The following is a 14,525-nucleotide window of genomic DNA, read 5'->3' on the forward strand; positions in this document are numbered from 1 at the left end:
ACGCAGGGCCGGATCCCGCTGCGCACGGACGCCTCGTCGTGAGCCATCAGCAGGAAGCCGGCGGCGATGACCGGACTCCTGACGAGCCACAGGATCAGGAGCGCGGCGGCGAGCCCCGCGGCGACCGCTGCAAGCGCGGCGGCGCGAGGAGGGGTGAGGGACCGAGCGGCGGGGACAGAGGCCATGGCTTCTGCTTTGAGCTAAGCGGGTGGTCGGTCAAGCGTCCATCCCTCTCCCCTTTCGGGGGAGAGGGTGGCCGAGCGTCAGCGAGGACGGGAGAGGGGCAGTGCAGCCGCCAAAACCGTCAGCACACCCTCGACGTTGCCCGTCACGTCCGCATTGGCAAAGCGCAGCACGCGCCAGCCTTGCCGTTCGAGGAACGCCGTACGGCGACTATCCATCTCGATCGTGATGCCGTGCGTATCGCCGTCGACCTCGACGACTAACATCGCGCTCCGACAGGAAAAATCGACGACGTACGGCCCCAGGGCCGTTTGGTGCCTGAATTTCCAGCGCTCGAACCGATGAGCGCGAAGATTGTACAACATGCGAGCCTCGGCAGGAGTCGGGTTGCTGCGCATCTGCCTGGCCAATGCGAGTAACCGCTGGTCGCGCACGGCCCCTCTCCCGCCTTCGCTTCGCTCGGCACCCTCTCCCCCTGAAGGGGAGAGGGAAAACCGGACGTCGGCTTACCAGATCCTCACCCGCTGCTCGGGCGTCAGGAACAGCTTCTCCCCCGGCTTCGGCGAGAATGCCGCATACCACGGGTCCATGTTGCGCACGATGTTGGCGCGTTGCTGCGCCGGCGAGTGCGGGTCGGTGAGGAGCTGCTGGCGCAGCGACGGCTCGCGATAGTTGCGGCGCCATACCTGCGCCCAGCCGAGATAGAAGCGCTGATCGCCGGTCAGCCCGTCGATCACCGGCGCGGGCCTGCCGCCGAGCGAGGCATGGTAGGCGTCATACGCCGCCGACAGGCCCGCGAGATCGGCCGAGTTCTCGCCGAGCGTCAGCGCGCCTTTCACGTGGAAGCCCGGCAGCGGCTCGTAGGCGTCGTATTCCGCCGTGAGCTTCGCCTCCAGCGCGGTGAACTTGGCGACGTCGGCGTGCGTCCACCATTGTTTCAGCTCGCCCTTGTCGTTGTACTTGGCGCCCTGGTCGTCGAAATGGTGGCTCATTTCGTGGCCGATCACTGCGCCGATGCCGCCGTAGTTGATCGCCGGGTCGGCCTTGGGATCGAAGAAGGGCGGCTGCAGGATCGCGGCGGGGAAGACGATCTCGACCATGCCGAAATTGGCGTAGGCGTTCACCGTCATCGGCGTCATGCCCCACTCCCAGCGCTGCAGCGGCTTGCCGAGGTGGCCGACATTGTAGTCGTGCCGCCACTGGACGGCGCGGATGTTGTTGCCGAAGGCGTCGCCGGGCACGATCCGGAGCGCCGAATAATCCCGCCACCGCGACGGATAGCCGAGCTTGGGCGTGAACGCGGCGAGCTTGGTGTGCGCCTTCACCTTCGTCTCGGGCGCCATCCATTCCAGCCTGTCGATCCGCGCGTTCATCGCGGCGATGATGTTGTGGACGAGGCCGTCGATCGCCGCCTTGGTCTCCGGCGGGAAATATCGGGCGACATAGATCCTGGAGACGTCGTCCGACACCGCCGCGCTCGTCCAGCTCACCGCGCGCTTCCAGCGCTCCTCCTGCTGCGGCACGCCGCGCAGCGTGGTGCCGTAGAAGGCGAACTGCTCGCGGTCGAACGCCGCGGGCAGCACGTCGGCATAGCTGTCCAGGCTGCGGATCAGCAGATGGTCCTTCAGCACCTGCAACGGCGCGTCGGCGATCAGCCTGGCGATCCCCGTCACCGCCGACGGCTGGGCGACGATCACCGTGTCGACCGGCGTGCCGTTGGCGCGCAGATAGGCGGCGAAGTCGAAGCCCGGCGCGGCCTGCTGCAGCTGCGCGACCGTCATCTTGTTGTAGGTCTTGTCGGAATTGCGGCTGTCGATCCGGTTCCAGCTGACCTGTGCGATCCGCGTCTCGAAATCGAGCACCGCCTTGGCGCGCGCGTCGGCGTCCGCCTCGCCGGCCAGCGTGAACATCCTGGCGATATGCGCCTGGTAAGCCGCCTTGGCCTCGGCGAGCTTGGGGTCGGCGGAGAGGTAATAGTCGCGGTCCGGCAGGCCCAGGCCCGACTGGCGAATGCCGACGATATAGGTCTCGGGCAGCTTGGCGTCCTGACCGACGCCGCCGCCGAACGGGATGCCGATGCCGTTGCGGTCGGCCTCCGCGACCAGCGCGGCATAGCCCGCCTTGCTGCTCAGCCCCTCGACCTTGGCGAGCCACGGCTTGGCCGGCGCGAGGCCCTTCGCCTCGATCGCGGCGGTATCGAGATAGGTGGCGTAGGCGTCGCCGATCTTGCTGCCCTTCGCCGCCTCCAGCAGGCCGCGGGTGCGCTCGCGCGACAGGTCGGCCAGCGTGTCGAACGCGCCGTAGCTGCCCTTGTCGGCAGGAATGGCGGTGTTCTTCAGCCAGGTGCCCCCGGCATAGCTGTAGAAGTCGTCGCCGGGCTGGACCGACGTGTCCATGCCGGCCTGGTCGAGGCCGAACGTGCCGATCTGCGGACCGGCGGCGGTGCGCGGCTTGACCGGGCCGACCGCGGCCTTGCCGGGCGTCGGGCCCTGCGCGGGAAGCCCGACCGCGGCGGTGGCGGCGAGCAGCGTGGCGATGACGATGCGCTTCATGTGTGTTCTCCCGTTGCTCGAACGCGACGCGGCACAGCCGCGTCGTCCGACGGGAAGCAGGGCTCCCCGCCGGCCGCGCTGGCGCGAGTCAGCCGGTCGCGGCCGGCTGCCGCGCTGCGCGTCACCAGATCTTCACGCGCTGCTCCGGCGTCAGATACAGCTTCTGCCCCGGCTGCACCTTGTAGGCGGCATACCAGGGATCGAGGTTGCGCACCGTCGACACGCGCTCGTGGCCGGGCGAGTGCGGGTCCGACAGCAGCTGCGAGCGCAGCGCCGGCTCGCGCTCCTTGATGCGCCACACCTGGGCCCAACCGAGATAGAAGCGCTGGTCGCCGGTCAGCCCGTCGATCACCGGGGCGGGCCTGCCGTTCAGCGAACGGTGATAGGCATCGAGCGCCACCGTCAGCCCGGCCAGGTCGGCGATGTTCTCGCCCAGCGTCAGTGCACCCTGGATGTGCTGGCCCGGGATCGGCTCATACGCGTCATACTGCGCGATCAGCTTGTCGGTGAACGCCTTGAACTGCTCGACGTCCTTGGGCGTCCACCAGTCGGCGAGCTTGCCGGTGGGATCGTATTTGCGGCCCTGATCGTCGAAATGATGGCTCATCTCGTGGCCGATCACCGCGCCGATGCCGCCATAGTTGACCGCCGGATCCGCGTGCGGATCGAAGAAGGGCGGCTGCAGGATCGCGGCGGGAAAGACGATCTCGTTCCAGGTCGGGTTGGCATAGGCGTTGATCGTCATGGGGGTCATTCCCCATTCGCTGCGGTCCATCGGCGTGCCGAGCTTGTGCAGCTCGCGGTCGAACTCGAATGCGTTGGCGCGCGCGACGTTGCCGACCAGGTCGGCGCGGTCGATGTGGAGCGCCGAATAGTCGCGCCAATGGTCGGGATAGCCGATCTTGGGCCGGAACGCGGCGAGCTTGGCGTGCGCCTTCACCTTGGTCTCGGGCGCCATCCAGGCCAGCTTGTCGAGCCGGGCGTTCATCGCGGCGATGATGTTCTTGACCAGCTGGTCGGCCGCCGCCTTCGCCTCGGGCGGGAAATACTGCGCGACATATTGCTGGCCGATCGCCTCGCCCATGCCGCCGGAGACGACGCCCACCGCGCGCTTCCAGCGCACCTGCTGCTGCGGCACGCCCGACAGCACGGTGCCGTAGAAGGCGAAGTTGGCGTCGTCGATCGGCTTGGGCAGATAGGCGGCGTAGGAGCGCAGCACGCGCAGGCGCAGCATGTCCTGCAGCACGGGCAACGGCGTGCGGGCGTAGACCGCCGCCTCGCCGGTCATCGCGCTCGGCTGCGACACGAGGTAGAACGGCTCGGTGGGCATGCCCAGCGCGGTCAGATAGGCCGCCCAGGGATAGCCCGGCGCCTTGGCGGTGAAGTCGGCCGCGGTCCATTGATTGTAGGTCTTGTCGGCGTCGCGGCTCTCGATCCGGGTCCAGTGGATCTGGGCGATGTCCTTCTCCAGCCCGAACACCGCCGCCGCGCGCGCCGGCGCATTCGCCTCCCCCGCCAGCGTCAGCATCTGCGCCAGATAGCCCTGATAGGCGGTGCGGATCGCCGCCAGCTTGGGATCGTCCTTCAGGTAATAGTCGCGGTCGGGCAGGCCGATGCCGCCCTGGTTGAAGCCGACGACATAGGCGTCGGGGTTCTTGTCGTCGACGCCGACGCCGACGCCGATCAGCCCCGGTACGCCCTGGCGCGCGAGATAGGCCATGGTCTGGACCAGCTCGTCCTTGGTCCTGGCGGCGGCGATGCGGTCCAGCCACGGCTTGACGGGGGCGATCCCCTTGGCGTTGATCGCCGCCTCGTCCAGATAGCTGGTGTAGAAATCACCGATCTTGTCGCCCGGCCGGGCCGCCGCGGCCTCCAGGATGACGCGGGTGCGCTCGCGCGACAGGTCGTCGAGCACGTTGAACATGCCATAGGCCGCCTTGTCGGCGGGGATGTCGGCCGTCTTGTACCAGCTGCCACTGGCGTAATGGAAGAAGTCGTCGCCGGGCTGCACCGCCTGATCGCGGCCGGCGAGGTCGATGCCGAACTCGCCATATTGCGGCTTGCCCGCGACGGCCGGCGCGGCGCCCGCGGCGGGGACGGCCGTCGCCTTGCGCGGCGCGGTCTGGGCGACGGCGAAGCTGGAGACGGACGCGAACAGGAGGGCGGCGAGAACCGGCGTGCGCATGCGGGATCCTTCAAAGGGGAGGAATCAGGATGCCCCGTGTTCTAGCCGGCTAAAACGCCCGGTCAATTATGGTTTATGCACCCGCCGGTTACGCCATTTCCGGACCGTGCGCAGGCGCCACAGCGCGGCGCCGAGCGCATAGGCGAGTGCGGCCAGCACCGGCGCCAGCACCAGCAGCCCGACCATCATCGCGGGGCCGCCATGCGCCAGCCATTGCAGCATGCCCTGATGCGCATGGACGTTGGTGGCGATCGGCCGGCCGGGCACCTGCCGGTCGACGCGCAGGACGACGCGCCCGATCACCAGCGCCAGATACCAGATCGGCCCGAACACGAAGGTGCCGGGCACCGTGATCGCGACCGCCAGCGGCACGTTGGCGCGCGCCGGCACGCAGGCGAGCGCCGCGATCGGCATGTGCGCGAAGGGAAACAGCACCGTGCAGGCCGCGCCTACCGCCGCCGCGCGCGGCACCGAGCGGCGGTTGAAGCGCCAGAGCGACGGTCGCAGGATGCGCCCCGCGACCGGGCGGAGCAGCCGGTTGCGCTCGATCGCCTCGCGCGTCGGGACGTGTCCCTTGATCCAGCCGAGCACGCCGCCGCCGGGGGTCGCGGCCTCAGCCCCGCTCACGCAGCAGCCTCCCCGCTTCCTTCTTCCACTCGCGCTCCTTGATGTGTTCGCGCTTGTCGTGCGCCTTCCTGCCCTTGGCGAGCGCCAGTTCCACCTTCGCACGACCGTGGCCGTTGAAATAGACGCAGAGCGGCACCAGCGTCATGCCCTCGCGCGCCACCGCGCCATGCAGCTTGTTGATCTCGCGCACGTGCAGGAGGAGTTTGCGGGGCCGCTTGGCCTCGTGGTTGAAGCGGTTGCCATGGCTGAACTCGGGGATGTTGGCGTTGATCAGCCACACCCCGCCGTCCTGCACGTCGGCATAGGATTCGGCGATCGAGCCCTCGCCGAACCGCAGCGACTTCACCTCGGTGCCGGTCAGCGCCAGGCCCGCCTCATAGGTCTCCTCGATCGAATATTCGAAGCGGGCGCGCCGGTTCTCGGCGACGATCTTCTGCTTGTCGAACGTGGCGGGCTTGGGACGGGCCATGGCGGCGATGTAGGCGGGGAAGGGCCGGAGCGGAAGCGCTATGGATCAGCCTGCCGGCGTTTGGCGCCGAGCGGGATCTTGAGGCGGAGCATGATGCGGTTGATGGGCACGCCGCCGGGCAGGCCCGCGGCTTCGGCTTCAGCGGCCAGCGCCGTGGAGCCGAGATGGATCTGGGCCTCGGGCAGACCGCCGCGCCGGAACCGCTCGGGGACGGGGTGCAGGCGATAGGCGTCCGGATCGCGGGCGCAGACGATCACGTCGTCGGAATCGGCGTCGACGGGGCAAGGCGCATTGCCGTGAGGCCGGGGTGTGGCGGGGAGCACCGGCCCCGCGACGGCCTGGGCAAGGAAGAGGATCAGCACGCGGCCGCGATCCTCCCCGTCCCGGAGAGGAGTTCAGAGGCCGACATGGCTCAACCCTGCATCCACCGCTTCGCACGAGGCGGCCGACGCGCCCGTCATCGGCAGCCGCAGCGTCGGCGGGAAGCCGGGTCGGACGCGGGTCAGCGCGTATTTCACCGGCGCGGGGGAAGCGTCGGTGAACAGCGCCGTGTGGAGCGCGAACAGCCGGTCGTGCAGCGCCCTTGCGCGCGTGTAATCGCCTGACGCGCAGGCCGCCTGCAGGTCGGCGCACAGCCGCGGCGCGACGTTGGCCGTGACGGAGATGCAGCCCGTCCCGCCGAGGCTGTTGAACGCCAACGCGAGGTCGTCATTGCCCGACAGCTGCGTCCAATCCGCGCCGAGCGCGGCGCGGTGCTCGGAGACGCGCTGGAGCTGGCCGGTGGCGTCCTTGATGCCCGCGAACACGCCCGGGAACGCCTGCACGATGCGGATGACGGTGGCGGGCAGGATGTCGGTCACCGTGCGCGCGGGCACGTTGTAGAGGATGATCGGCAGCGGCGCGTCCGCCGCGAGCGCCGCGAAGTGGCGGAAGATGCCCTCCTGCCCGGGCCGGTTGTAATAGGGCGGCACCATCAGCGCGGCGTCCGCGCCCGCCTGCCCGGCCGCGCGCAGATTGGCCGCCGACACGCGGGTGTCGTTGGAGCCGGCCCCGGCGATCACCGGCACCCGGCCGCGCGCCTGCTCCGTCGCCCAGCGCACGACGCGGAAATGCTCGTCCTGATCGAGCGTCGCCGCCTCGCCGGTGGTGCCGCACGCGACCAGCGCCGACGAGCCTTCGGCGATCTGCCATTCGACCAGATCGCGGAACGCCGCCTCGTCCGGCTCGCCAGCGGCGTCGAACGGCGTGACGAGTGCGGGGATCGACCCGGAAAACATCGCTGGATCGCCTCCTGCAGCGGCGGAAATCATCTTTGTTCACGACAGATACGGGCCGGCGCGTTATCCTGTCCAGATGCTGGGTGCGGGATGGCGGATCGGCGTGATGGGGGCGGCGGCGCTGGCGGGCGTCGGTGCGTCCGGAATGCAGGACGATCTGGAGCGTTACCGCCAGCAGCTGGCCACCATGACGCCGCGCTCGCCCGCCCCGGCCGACGCCGCGATCGCCGCCGCCTACGCGCAGTGGAAGGCCGTGAGCGCGACCGGCCAGCTGCCGTTCGACAGCTATGCCACTTTTCTGCTCGCGCACCCCGGCTGGCCGGGCGAGGCGGACCTGCGCCACGCCGCGGAGGCCAAGGCCGCGCTGGCGAGCCCGGGCGCGGTGGTCGGCTTCTTCCGCGCGTTCACGCCGCTGACCCAGGGCGGCCGCGTCGCCTATGCCCGCGCGCTGCTCGCGACCGGCGCGCCGGGCGAGGCGGCGGAACAGGCGCGCGCGGCCTGGCGGCGCGGCGCGCTGCTGGCGGCCGACGAGGGCTGGGTCGCGCAGAGCTTCGCCGGCCGGCTGACCGCGGCGGACCAGGACGCGCGCATGGACACGCTGCTCTGGGCCGGGCAGACCGCGGCGGCGGCGCGCCAGCTCGCGCTCGTCACCTCGGCGGCGCGCGGCGTGTTCGCCGCGCGGCTCGCGCTGCGCGGCAACGCGCCGGAGGCGGCCGGGATCGCGATGGCCGGCACCCAGCCTTATGACGCCGATGCTGGTTACGTCGCCGACCGGGCGCTGTGGCTCGCCAAGGCGAACGCCGCCCCGACCGCGCGCGCCTGGCTCGCTGCCCCGCACGCGCTCGCCGCGCCGCCGGGCGACCCTGACCGCTATATGGACGTGCTGCTCGCGCATGCGCGCGGCGCGGCGGCGGACGGCAATTGGCAGCAGGCCTATGACATCGCCCGCCAGGCGGACGGGGCCTATGACCCCGGCACCGACGTCACGACACGGCCTTACGGGGAGCGCGACGCCTATACCGATCTCGCCTGGCTCGCGGCGCAGGCGGCCTATCGTCATCTGGGACGCCCGGCGGACGCCGCCACGCTGTTCGACCGCTACGGGCACGGCTCGGCGACGCCGTCGGTGCGCTCCAAGGGCCTGTACTGGGCAGCGCGCGCGGCGGACGCGGCGGGCTCTCCCCAGGCGGCGGGTTTCTGGCAGGCGGCGGCAGGCTATCGCGACCAATATTACGGCCAGCTCGCGCTGGAGCATCTCGGCCGTCCCCTCGCCGCGCCGCCGCCGCTCGCGCCGGTCGCGGTGGACGCGATGACGCGCCTCGCCTTCAACAGCCGCGACACGGTGCGCGCCGCGCAGATGCTCGGCAACATCGGTGCGTATGACGACCAGACCGCCTTCGTCCGCCAGATCGCGATGGATGCGAAGAGCGATACCGACCACCTGCTCGCCGCCGAGCTCGCGCGCCAGCTGCAGCGGCCGGACCTCGGCGTGATGGTGGGACGCAGCGCGCTGCTGAACGGCCTGTCGGACTATTCCGCCGCCGGCTTCCCGACCGTGCCGGTGCCCGCCGGCTATGAGGGCGACTGGACGATCATTCACGCCATCGCCCGGCAGGAGAGCCAGTTCAATCGCGCCGCCGTCAGCCATGCCGGCGCGCGCGGGCTGATGCAGCTGATGCCCGCGACGGCGCGCGAGCAGGGTGGCAAGATCGGCCTGACCTTCCAGCCCGCGGCGCTGACCACCGATCCCAACCTGTCGATCATGCTCGGCTCCACCTATTTCCGGCACATCTTCGGCCTCTATGGCAGCTACCCGCTGGCGGTCGCGGCCTATAACGCCGGGCCGGGCAACGTGAACCGCTGGCTGGCGGCGAACGGCGATCCGCGGACCGGCACGATCGACATGGTCGACTGGGTCGAGGCGATCCCGATCGGGGAGACCCGCAACTACGTCCAACGCGTGCTGGAGAACGCGGTGGTCTATGACCTGCTCCGCCCCGAACGTGCGCTGAGCCGCGGACCGGCGAACCTGAGCTGGTATCTGGGGCGGCGGCCGGGATGACCGCTGTGCTCCCGCGAAGGCGGGAGCCCGGGCTGGACCCCCGCCTCCGCGGGGATCAAAGCGGGCGCATGGATCGTCCGAACTACATCACGCCGACGGGCTTCGCCGCGCTACGCGCCGAGTACGACCAACTCCTTGCCATCGAGCGTCCGGCGCTGGTCGAGACGATCAGCTGGGCGGCCGGCAACGGCGACCGCTCTGAGAACGGCGACTATATCTACGGGCGCAAGCGGCTGCGCGAGATCGACCGGCGGCTGGGCTGGCTGGCGAAACGGATGAAGGCGGCCAAGGTGGTCGACCCCGCGCAGCAGGCGGACCGCGCCCGCGCCTGGTTCGGCGCGACCGTCACCGTCGCGGATGCGGACGACCATGCGCGCACGCTGACGCTGGTCGGCGACGACGAGACGGACGCGGGGCAAGGCCTGGTCGGCTGGAGCGCGCCGATCGCCCGCGCGCTCCGCGGCGCCGCGGTCGGCGACCTGCGGCGCGTGACGCTGCCCGCCGGCGAGCGCGACTATGAGGTGATCGCGATCAGCTACCCGCCCGCCGCCGAGGGGAACGCCGCCCTCCCCTCGCCCGTTCACCGGGCCGAAGGAGAACCGTCATGGCCGAGAACCCCCGCACCGACAGCGCCCGCGCGCACGACGACACCGACCTGATCGAAGGCATGGACCCCGACGCGGACGCCGTCGCCGGCTCGTCGGGCGGTCGCCTCCAGCAGGAGGTCGGCAGCAAGGCCGACCTGAAGCGCGCCGTGGCCGATCCCGAGGGCGACACCCGTGCCACCAAGCAGGACGACATCGACTCCGGCCAGAGCTATCGGTCCGACCGCCGTTGACGCGGACGCCCGCGCGCGGAAGGGTGGCGACATGGACGACGCCATCACCCGCAACATCGCGCTCCTGATCGACGCGGACAACGCCAGCCCCAACGCGCTCGATCCGGTGCTGACGGTGCTCGCCGAGCTGGGATCGGTGAACGTGCGCCGCGCCTATGGCAACTGGTCGAAGCCGGGGCTGAAAAGCTGGCAGGACATGACGATCCGCCACGGCATCGAGCCCCAGCAGCAGTTCGACCTGACCAAGGGCAAGAACGCCACCGACATGAAGATGACGATCGACGCCATGGACCTGCTGTCCCGCGGGCGCGTCGAGGGTTTCGGCATCATGTCGTCGGATTCGGACTTCATGCCGCTGGCGATGCGCATCCGGCAGGATGGGCTGCCGGTCTACGGCTTCGGCCGGGCCAACACGCCCGAGGGCTTCCGCCAGGCCTGCACGCGATTCATCGACGTCGACGCGCTGATGGCGAATCCGGATGGCGTGCCCGTGGAGCAGGCGCTGCCGCCGCCGATCGGGAGCGCTCGCGACCGCCCTGCCCCCGCCAAGGGCAAGGTGGACGAGGAGCTGCTCAAGCTGCTGATCGACGCCTATGACGCCACCAAGCGCGACGAGCGCGGGTTCGTCAGCCTGTCCGCGATGGGCCAGCTCGCCGCCAACCGTTCGAGCTTCGACGCGCGCAACTATGGCTACAAGCGCCTATCGGACCTGATCGAGGCGGTGCCGATCTTCAAGACCGAAACGCGCGAGGGCGGGCGGGCCTATGTGAAACGGATGCGGTAAGCGGCCGCGCCTGTTGTCCGGTAGCGGCTGTTTCTCCCGCCGCCTCCCCGGCGGCAGGGAACCCCGTAGAGTCACTTTGCGGGATGCCGAGACCAGCGCACAGCATCGGGCTGCCCCGGCCGATGGAACGACGCTCGCCCTTCATCGCGACTGCGCCCGGCCTCTTGAGGCGAGGCAAGTCAGATCGGCTAAATCGCATTGTAGCTGTGCTATTGAAAGCTTGCGCTTGCGTTTGACCCGACGCACGCTGCGCACTCCGACAGAGTCGGCGAGCCATCGTCGCGAAAATCCCAGGAGAGCAGCGAGGGGGAGCCCGCGTCCCGGTGCACGATGCCGCCCATTCGATCCTGACGCCGTTTGCCGCGATGCTGGCGGCGGGGCTGGCCGCGGGCTTCGCGGCGGGATTGTTCGGGATCGGCGGCGGCTTCGTGGTGGTGCCGGCGCTGCTCGTCGTGCTGCCGCTGCTGGGCGGCGACAAGGCGCAATATGCGCATGTCGCGATCGGCACGTCGGCGGCGACCATCATCCTCACCTCGCTGCGGTCGCTGCGCGCCCATGCGCGGCGCGGCGCGGTCGAGTTCGAGGTGCTGCGGAGCTGGGCGCCGTGGCTGGTGCTCGGCTGCGGCGTCGGCGTGGCGCTGGCGGATCGCGTCGACGGGCACGTGCTGCTGCTCATCTTCGGCATCGGCGTGACGCTGATGGCGCTCCATTTCCTCGTGCCGCGCGTGGGCGACCGCGTGCTGTCCGACGCGATGCCCGGCGGCGTCGCGCGCGTCAGCATCGCGGGCGGGCTCGGCGCCTTCTCGTCGCTGCTCGGCATCGGCGGCGGCACGATCGCGATCATGGTGATGACGCTGTGCGGGCGCACGATCCACCGCGCCATCGCCACCGCGTCCGGCGTCGGCACGCTGATCGCGGTGCCGAGCGCGATCGGCTTCGCGATCATCGGCTTCCGCGAGCCGGGGCTGCCCTGGGGATCGCTCGGCTATGTCAACCTGCCCGCGACGGCGGCGATCGCGTCGACGTCGATGCTGACCGCGCCCTATGGCGTCGCGGCGGCCCACAGCCTGGACGCCAGGCTGCTGAAGCGGGTGTTCGGAGTCTATCTGGTGTTCATCGGCTTCACGATGATCCGCAAGGCGGCCGGCTATTGATGGAGAGCGACATGCTGAACGAGGAAGCGACCGACGACCTGCTCACCCGCGGCTTCCAGCGCCGCGACCTGGCCCGCATCGCCGCCGTGTTCGGCGTCGGCGTGGCGGCGGCGAACTGGGGCCGCCCGGCCTGGGCGTCGGCCGGCACGCCCGACGCCGCGCCGGCCGCCAAGGTGCGGCTCGGCGCCAATGAATGCTGGACGGGCCCGCTCGCGCCCGGCCACCGCGCCGCGGTCGGCATCGTCGCCAACGGCAACCGCTATTCGCCACATGACGAGCGCGGCGACTTCATCAAGGCGGTGGCGTCGGTCGAAGGCGTGCCCGGCGACCATGTCGCGCCCTTCCCCGGCTCGAGCGACCCGCTGTCGCGCGCGGTCGTCACCTTCTGTTCGCCCGACCGCGCGCTGGTCACCGCCGATCCGACGTTCGAGCTCGCCGGCCGGACCGCTGAATGGCTGCAGGCGCCGGTCAGGCGCGTGGCCCTCACCCCCGACTACCGCCACGACGTGAAGGCGATGGTCGCGGCCGCGCCGAACGCCGGGCTGTTCTACATCTGCACGCCCAACAACCCGACCGGCACGATCACGCCGCTCGCCGACATCGCGTGGCTCCTCGCCAACAAGCCCGCGGGCGCGGTGGTGCTGATCGACGAGGCGTACACCCATTTCGCGGGCGTGCCCGTCGCGTCGTCGCTGGCCGCGGCGCGCGACGACGTGATCGTCATGCGCACCTTCTCCAAGCTGTTCGGCATGGCGGGGATGCGGATGGGCTACATCATGGCGGACCCGGCGCTGATCGCGAAGATGATGCGCTACGACGGCGGCATGCAATCGGGCGCGCTGCCGCTGCCCAGCCTCGCCTGCGCGACCGCCAGTCTGCCCGCCGCACCGCTGATCGCCGCGCGCCGGGCCGAGATGCAGGCGGCCCGCGGGGTGGCGCTGGACCATCTGAAGGCGCGCGGCTTCGCCGTGAAACCGACGGACGCCAACATGTTCATGATCGACTGGAAGACGCGCAGCCCCAAGGAGATGCAGGCCGCCTTCCGCACGCAGAGCGTCGAGATCGGCCGCTCCTGGCCGGTCTGGCCGACGGTGTCGCGCGTGACGGTGGGATCGATGGCGGAGATGAAGGCCTTCTGCACGGCGCTGGACAAGGTGTGGGTGTAGCACCGCACCTGCATTGTTAGCTGTACATGCCTTGTGATAGCCTCACAAAGTGACTGTCCAGCATCGACCCGCACCCGGCAAATATCGGCTGACCGTCGCGGACTTCCTGCGCCTCGATGAGACCGGGGTATTCGGAACGGATCGCACGGAGTTGCTGGACGGGGATATCATCATCATGAGCGCCGAACATCGCCCTCACGCCTGGGTCGTGGGTGAGCTCGGTTATCGGATCCGCCGTGCGCTGGAAAAGCTTGGTAGCGACCTCTACGCCCTGGGTGCGAGCATCGAGCTTTCCGACCACGACGTGCCGCTTCCGGACATCGTGCTGACGCGCGAGCCCAGGGGAAAAGGGGCGATTCCGGTCGCGTCGGTGGCGCTGGTCGTAGAGGTCTCGTCGTCCACGCTGCAACGCGATCTGGGTGACAAGGTCTCGATCTATGCTCGCGCGGGCGTGCCCGAATACTGGGTTGCCGACGTAAACGGGCGGGTGATCCACCAGATGTGGGCGCCGGCCGGCGAAGGTTACACCGGCGATCGCGCGGTGGCGTTCGGTGAACCGATGACGGCAGCGACTTTGGACGGGCTCGCCATCGACACCGACGATCTGTGATCGATCACGTCACCTTCGGCGTGGCGGATATCTCCCGGGCAACCGTATTCTATGATTGCGCTTTGGCGCCCCTCGGCATCACCCGACTGGCCACGTTCCGGGAACGAGCAGAAATCGCCGGCTATGGCGACACGCGCCCGTGGTTCTGGATCGTCGAGGAGGACGCCACGCGCGGTAAACTCCACATCGCGCTGAGTGCCCACCGGCGCTCGAAGGTGGACGCATTCCACGCCGCCGCACTTGCAGCGAGCGGGAAGGACAACGGAGCTCCGGGCCTGCGGCCCCATTATGGGCCGAGCTACTACGGCGCCTTCGTTCTCGATCCCGACGGCAACAACATCGAGGCGGTCTGCCGCCGCCCCGGATAGCGCCTCACCGCGTCAGCCGCTTGTATGCCAGCCGCGTCGGCCGGTCCGCCGCGTCGCCCAGGCGGCGGCGCTTGTCCTCCTCATAGGCCTCGAAGTTCCCTTCGAACCATTCGACATGGCTGTCGCCCTCGAACGCCAGGATGTGCGTCGCCAGGCGGTCGAGGAAGAAGCGGTCGTGGCTGATCACCACCGCGCAGCCGGCGAAGCTCTCCAGCGCCTCCTCCAGCGCGCGCAGCGTCTCGACGTCGAG

The 14,525-nt window shown here is 70.0% G+C and carries 14 protein-coding genes and 2 pseudogenes; 8 read left to right on the forward strand and 8 right to left on the reverse strand.

The annotated features are described in order from the left end of the window. Positions 1-263: 263 nt before the first annotated feature. From ACFE64_RS12165 to dapA, 7 genes are all read right to left on the reverse strand, one after another. Positions 264-617, reverse strand: coding sequence for an endonuclease domain-containing protein (locus ACFE64_RS12165; RefSeq protein ID WP_375392728.1), 354 nt, complete (start codon positions 615-617; stop codon positions 264-266). Between the two features lie 72 nt (positions 618-689). Beyond that, entirely contained in the window at positions 690-2,735 is a 2,046-nt protein-coding gene (locus ACFE64_RS12170) for a M13 family metallopeptidase (protein WP_375392729.1), read from the reverse strand. A gap of 121 nt (positions 2,736-2,856) precedes the next feature. Next, positions 2,857-4,920 carry a M13 family metallopeptidase gene (locus tag ACFE64_RS12175; protein ID WP_375392730.1) on the reverse strand — a complete coding sequence of 688 codons (2,064 nt, stop codon included), beginning with the start codon at positions 4,918-4,920 and terminating at the stop codon, positions 2,857-2,859. A gap of 66 nt (positions 4,921-4,986) precedes the next feature. Further along, a complete protein-coding gene (locus tag ACFE64_RS12180) occupies positions 4,987-5,547 on the reverse strand; it encodes a DUF2062 domain-containing protein (protein WP_375392731.1) in 561 nt (186 codons plus the stop codon). Further along, complete coding sequence (gene smpB, locus ACFE64_RS12185; RefSeq protein WP_375392732.1) at positions 5,534-6,016, reverse strand: SsrA-binding protein SmpB; 483 nt, start codon at positions 6,014-6,016, stop codon at positions 5,534-5,536. The genes ACFE64_RS12180 and smpB overlap by 14 nt, the downstream gene beginning before the upstream one ends. Positions 6,017-6,054: 38 nt before the next feature. Beyond that, positions 6,055-6,378: a hypothetical protein gene (locus ACFE64_RS12190; RefSeq protein ID WP_375392733.1), complete on the reverse strand. Its 324-nt coding sequence runs from the start codon at positions 6,376-6,378 to the stop codon at positions 6,055-6,057. 33 nt (positions 6,379-6,411) lie between these two features. Then, positions 6,412-7,293 carry a 4-hydroxy-tetrahydrodipicolinate synthase gene (gene dapA, locus ACFE64_RS12195; RefSeq protein WP_375392734.1) on the reverse strand — a complete coding sequence of 294 codons (882 nt, stop codon included), beginning with the start codon at positions 7,291-7,293 and terminating at the stop codon, positions 6,412-6,414. A gap of 76 nt (positions 7,294-7,369) precedes the next feature. Here dapA and ACFE64_RS12200 point away from each other — a divergent pair, with 76 nt between their 5' ends. The 8 genes and pseudogenes from ACFE64_RS12200 to ACFE64_RS12235 all read left to right on the forward strand — a co-directional run bounded on the left by ACFE64_RS12200 (position 7,370) and on the right by ACFE64_RS12235 (position 14,275). Beyond that, entirely contained in the window at positions 7,370-9,355 is a 1,986-nt protein-coding gene (locus ACFE64_RS12200) for a lytic transglycosylase domain-containing protein (RefSeq protein WP_375392735.1), read from the forward strand. A 68-nt stretch (positions 9,356-9,423) separates the two neighbouring features. Further along, positions 9,424-9,897, forward strand: a pseudogene (locus ACFE64_RS12205) (GreA/GreB family elongation factor); the annotation flags it as partial. A gap of 62 nt (positions 9,898-9,959) precedes the next feature. Next, positions 9,960-10,193 (forward strand): hypothetical protein, encoded by a 234-nt coding sequence (locus ACFE64_RS12210; RefSeq protein WP_375392736.1) that lies wholly within the window; start codon positions 9,960-9,962, stop codon positions 10,191-10,193. A gap of 31 nt (positions 10,194-10,224) precedes the next feature. Next, positions 10,225-10,977 carry an NYN domain-containing protein gene (locus ACFE64_RS12215; RefSeq protein WP_375392737.1) on the forward strand — a complete coding sequence of 251 codons (753 nt, stop codon included), beginning with the start codon at positions 10,225-10,227 and terminating at the stop codon, positions 10,975-10,977. A 365-nt stretch (positions 10,978-11,342) separates the two neighbouring features. After that, entirely contained in the window at positions 11,343-12,131 is a 789-nt protein-coding gene (locus tag ACFE64_RS12220; protein ID WP_375392741.1) for a sulfite exporter TauE/SafE family protein, read from the forward strand. After that, positions 12,131-13,297, forward strand: coding sequence for a pyridoxal phosphate-dependent aminotransferase (locus ACFE64_RS12225; RefSeq protein WP_375392738.1), 1,167 nt, complete (start codon positions 12,131-12,133; stop codon positions 13,295-13,297). Before ACFE64_RS12220 ends, ACFE64_RS12225 begins: the two co-directional genes overlap by 1 nt. 49 nt (positions 13,298-13,346) lie before the next feature. Then, positions 13,347-13,907, forward strand: coding sequence for a Uma2 family endonuclease (locus ACFE64_RS12230; protein ID WP_375392739.1), 561 nt, complete (start codon positions 13,347-13,349; stop codon positions 13,905-13,907). Continuing rightward, the gene (locus ACFE64_RS12235; protein ID WP_375392740.1) at positions 13,904-14,275 is read left to right on the forward strand and encodes a VOC family protein; all 372 of its coding nucleotides are present in this window, start codon (positions 13,904-13,906) and stop codon (positions 14,273-14,275) included. The genes ACFE64_RS12230 and ACFE64_RS12235 overlap by 4 nt, the downstream gene beginning before the upstream one ends. A gap of 4 nt (positions 14,276-14,279) precedes the next feature. Here the strand turns inward: ACFE64_RS12235 and ACFE64_RS12240 are convergent. Then, positions 14,280-14,525: pseudogene (locus tag ACFE64_RS12240) on the reverse strand (energy-dependent translational throttle protein EttA); the annotation flags it as partial.

This window comes from uncultured Sphingomonas sp. (assembly GCF_964250165.1).
In the GTDB taxonomy this organism is placed as follows: Bacteria; Pseudomonadota; Alphaproteobacteria; order Sphingomonadales; family Sphingomonadaceae; genus Sphingomonas.

Excerpts from the sequence above, each read along its gene's own strand:
- ACFE64_RS12170 (WP_375392729.1), bottom strand. The coding sequence starts at position 2,735 with ATGAAGCGCATCGTCATCGCCACGCTGCTCGCCGCCACCGCCGCGGTC.
- ACFE64_RS12175 (WP_375392730.1), bottom strand. The coding sequence starts at position 4,920 with ATGCGCACGCCGGTTCTCGCCGCCCTCCTGTTCGCGTCCGTCTCCAGC.
- smpB (WP_375392732.1), bottom strand. The coding sequence starts at position 6,016 with ATGGCCCGTCCCAAGCCCGCCACGTTCGACAAGCAGAAGATCGTCGCC.
- dapA (WP_375392734.1), bottom strand. The coding sequence starts at position 7,293 with ATGTTTTCCGGGTCGATCCCCGCACTCGTCACGCCGTTCGACGCCGCT.
- ACFE64_RS12200 (WP_375392735.1), top strand. The coding sequence starts at position 7,370 with ATGCTGGGTGCGGGATGGCGGATCGGCGTGATGGGGGCGGCGGCGCTG.
- ACFE64_RS12210 (WP_375392736.1), top strand. The coding sequence starts at position 9,960 with ATGGCCGAGAACCCCCGCACCGACAGCGCCCGCGCGCACGACGACACC.
- ACFE64_RS12215 (WP_375392737.1), top strand. The coding sequence starts at position 10,225 with ATGGACGACGCCATCACCCGCAACATCGCGCTCCTGATCGACGCGGAC.
- ACFE64_RS12220 (WP_375392741.1), top strand. The coding sequence starts at position 11,343 with ATGCTGGCGGCGGGGCTGGCCGCGGGCTTCGCGGCGGGATTGTTCGGG.
- ACFE64_RS12225 (WP_375392738.1), top strand. The coding sequence starts at position 12,131 with ATGGAGAGCGACATGCTGAACGAGGAAGCGACCGACGACCTGCTCACC.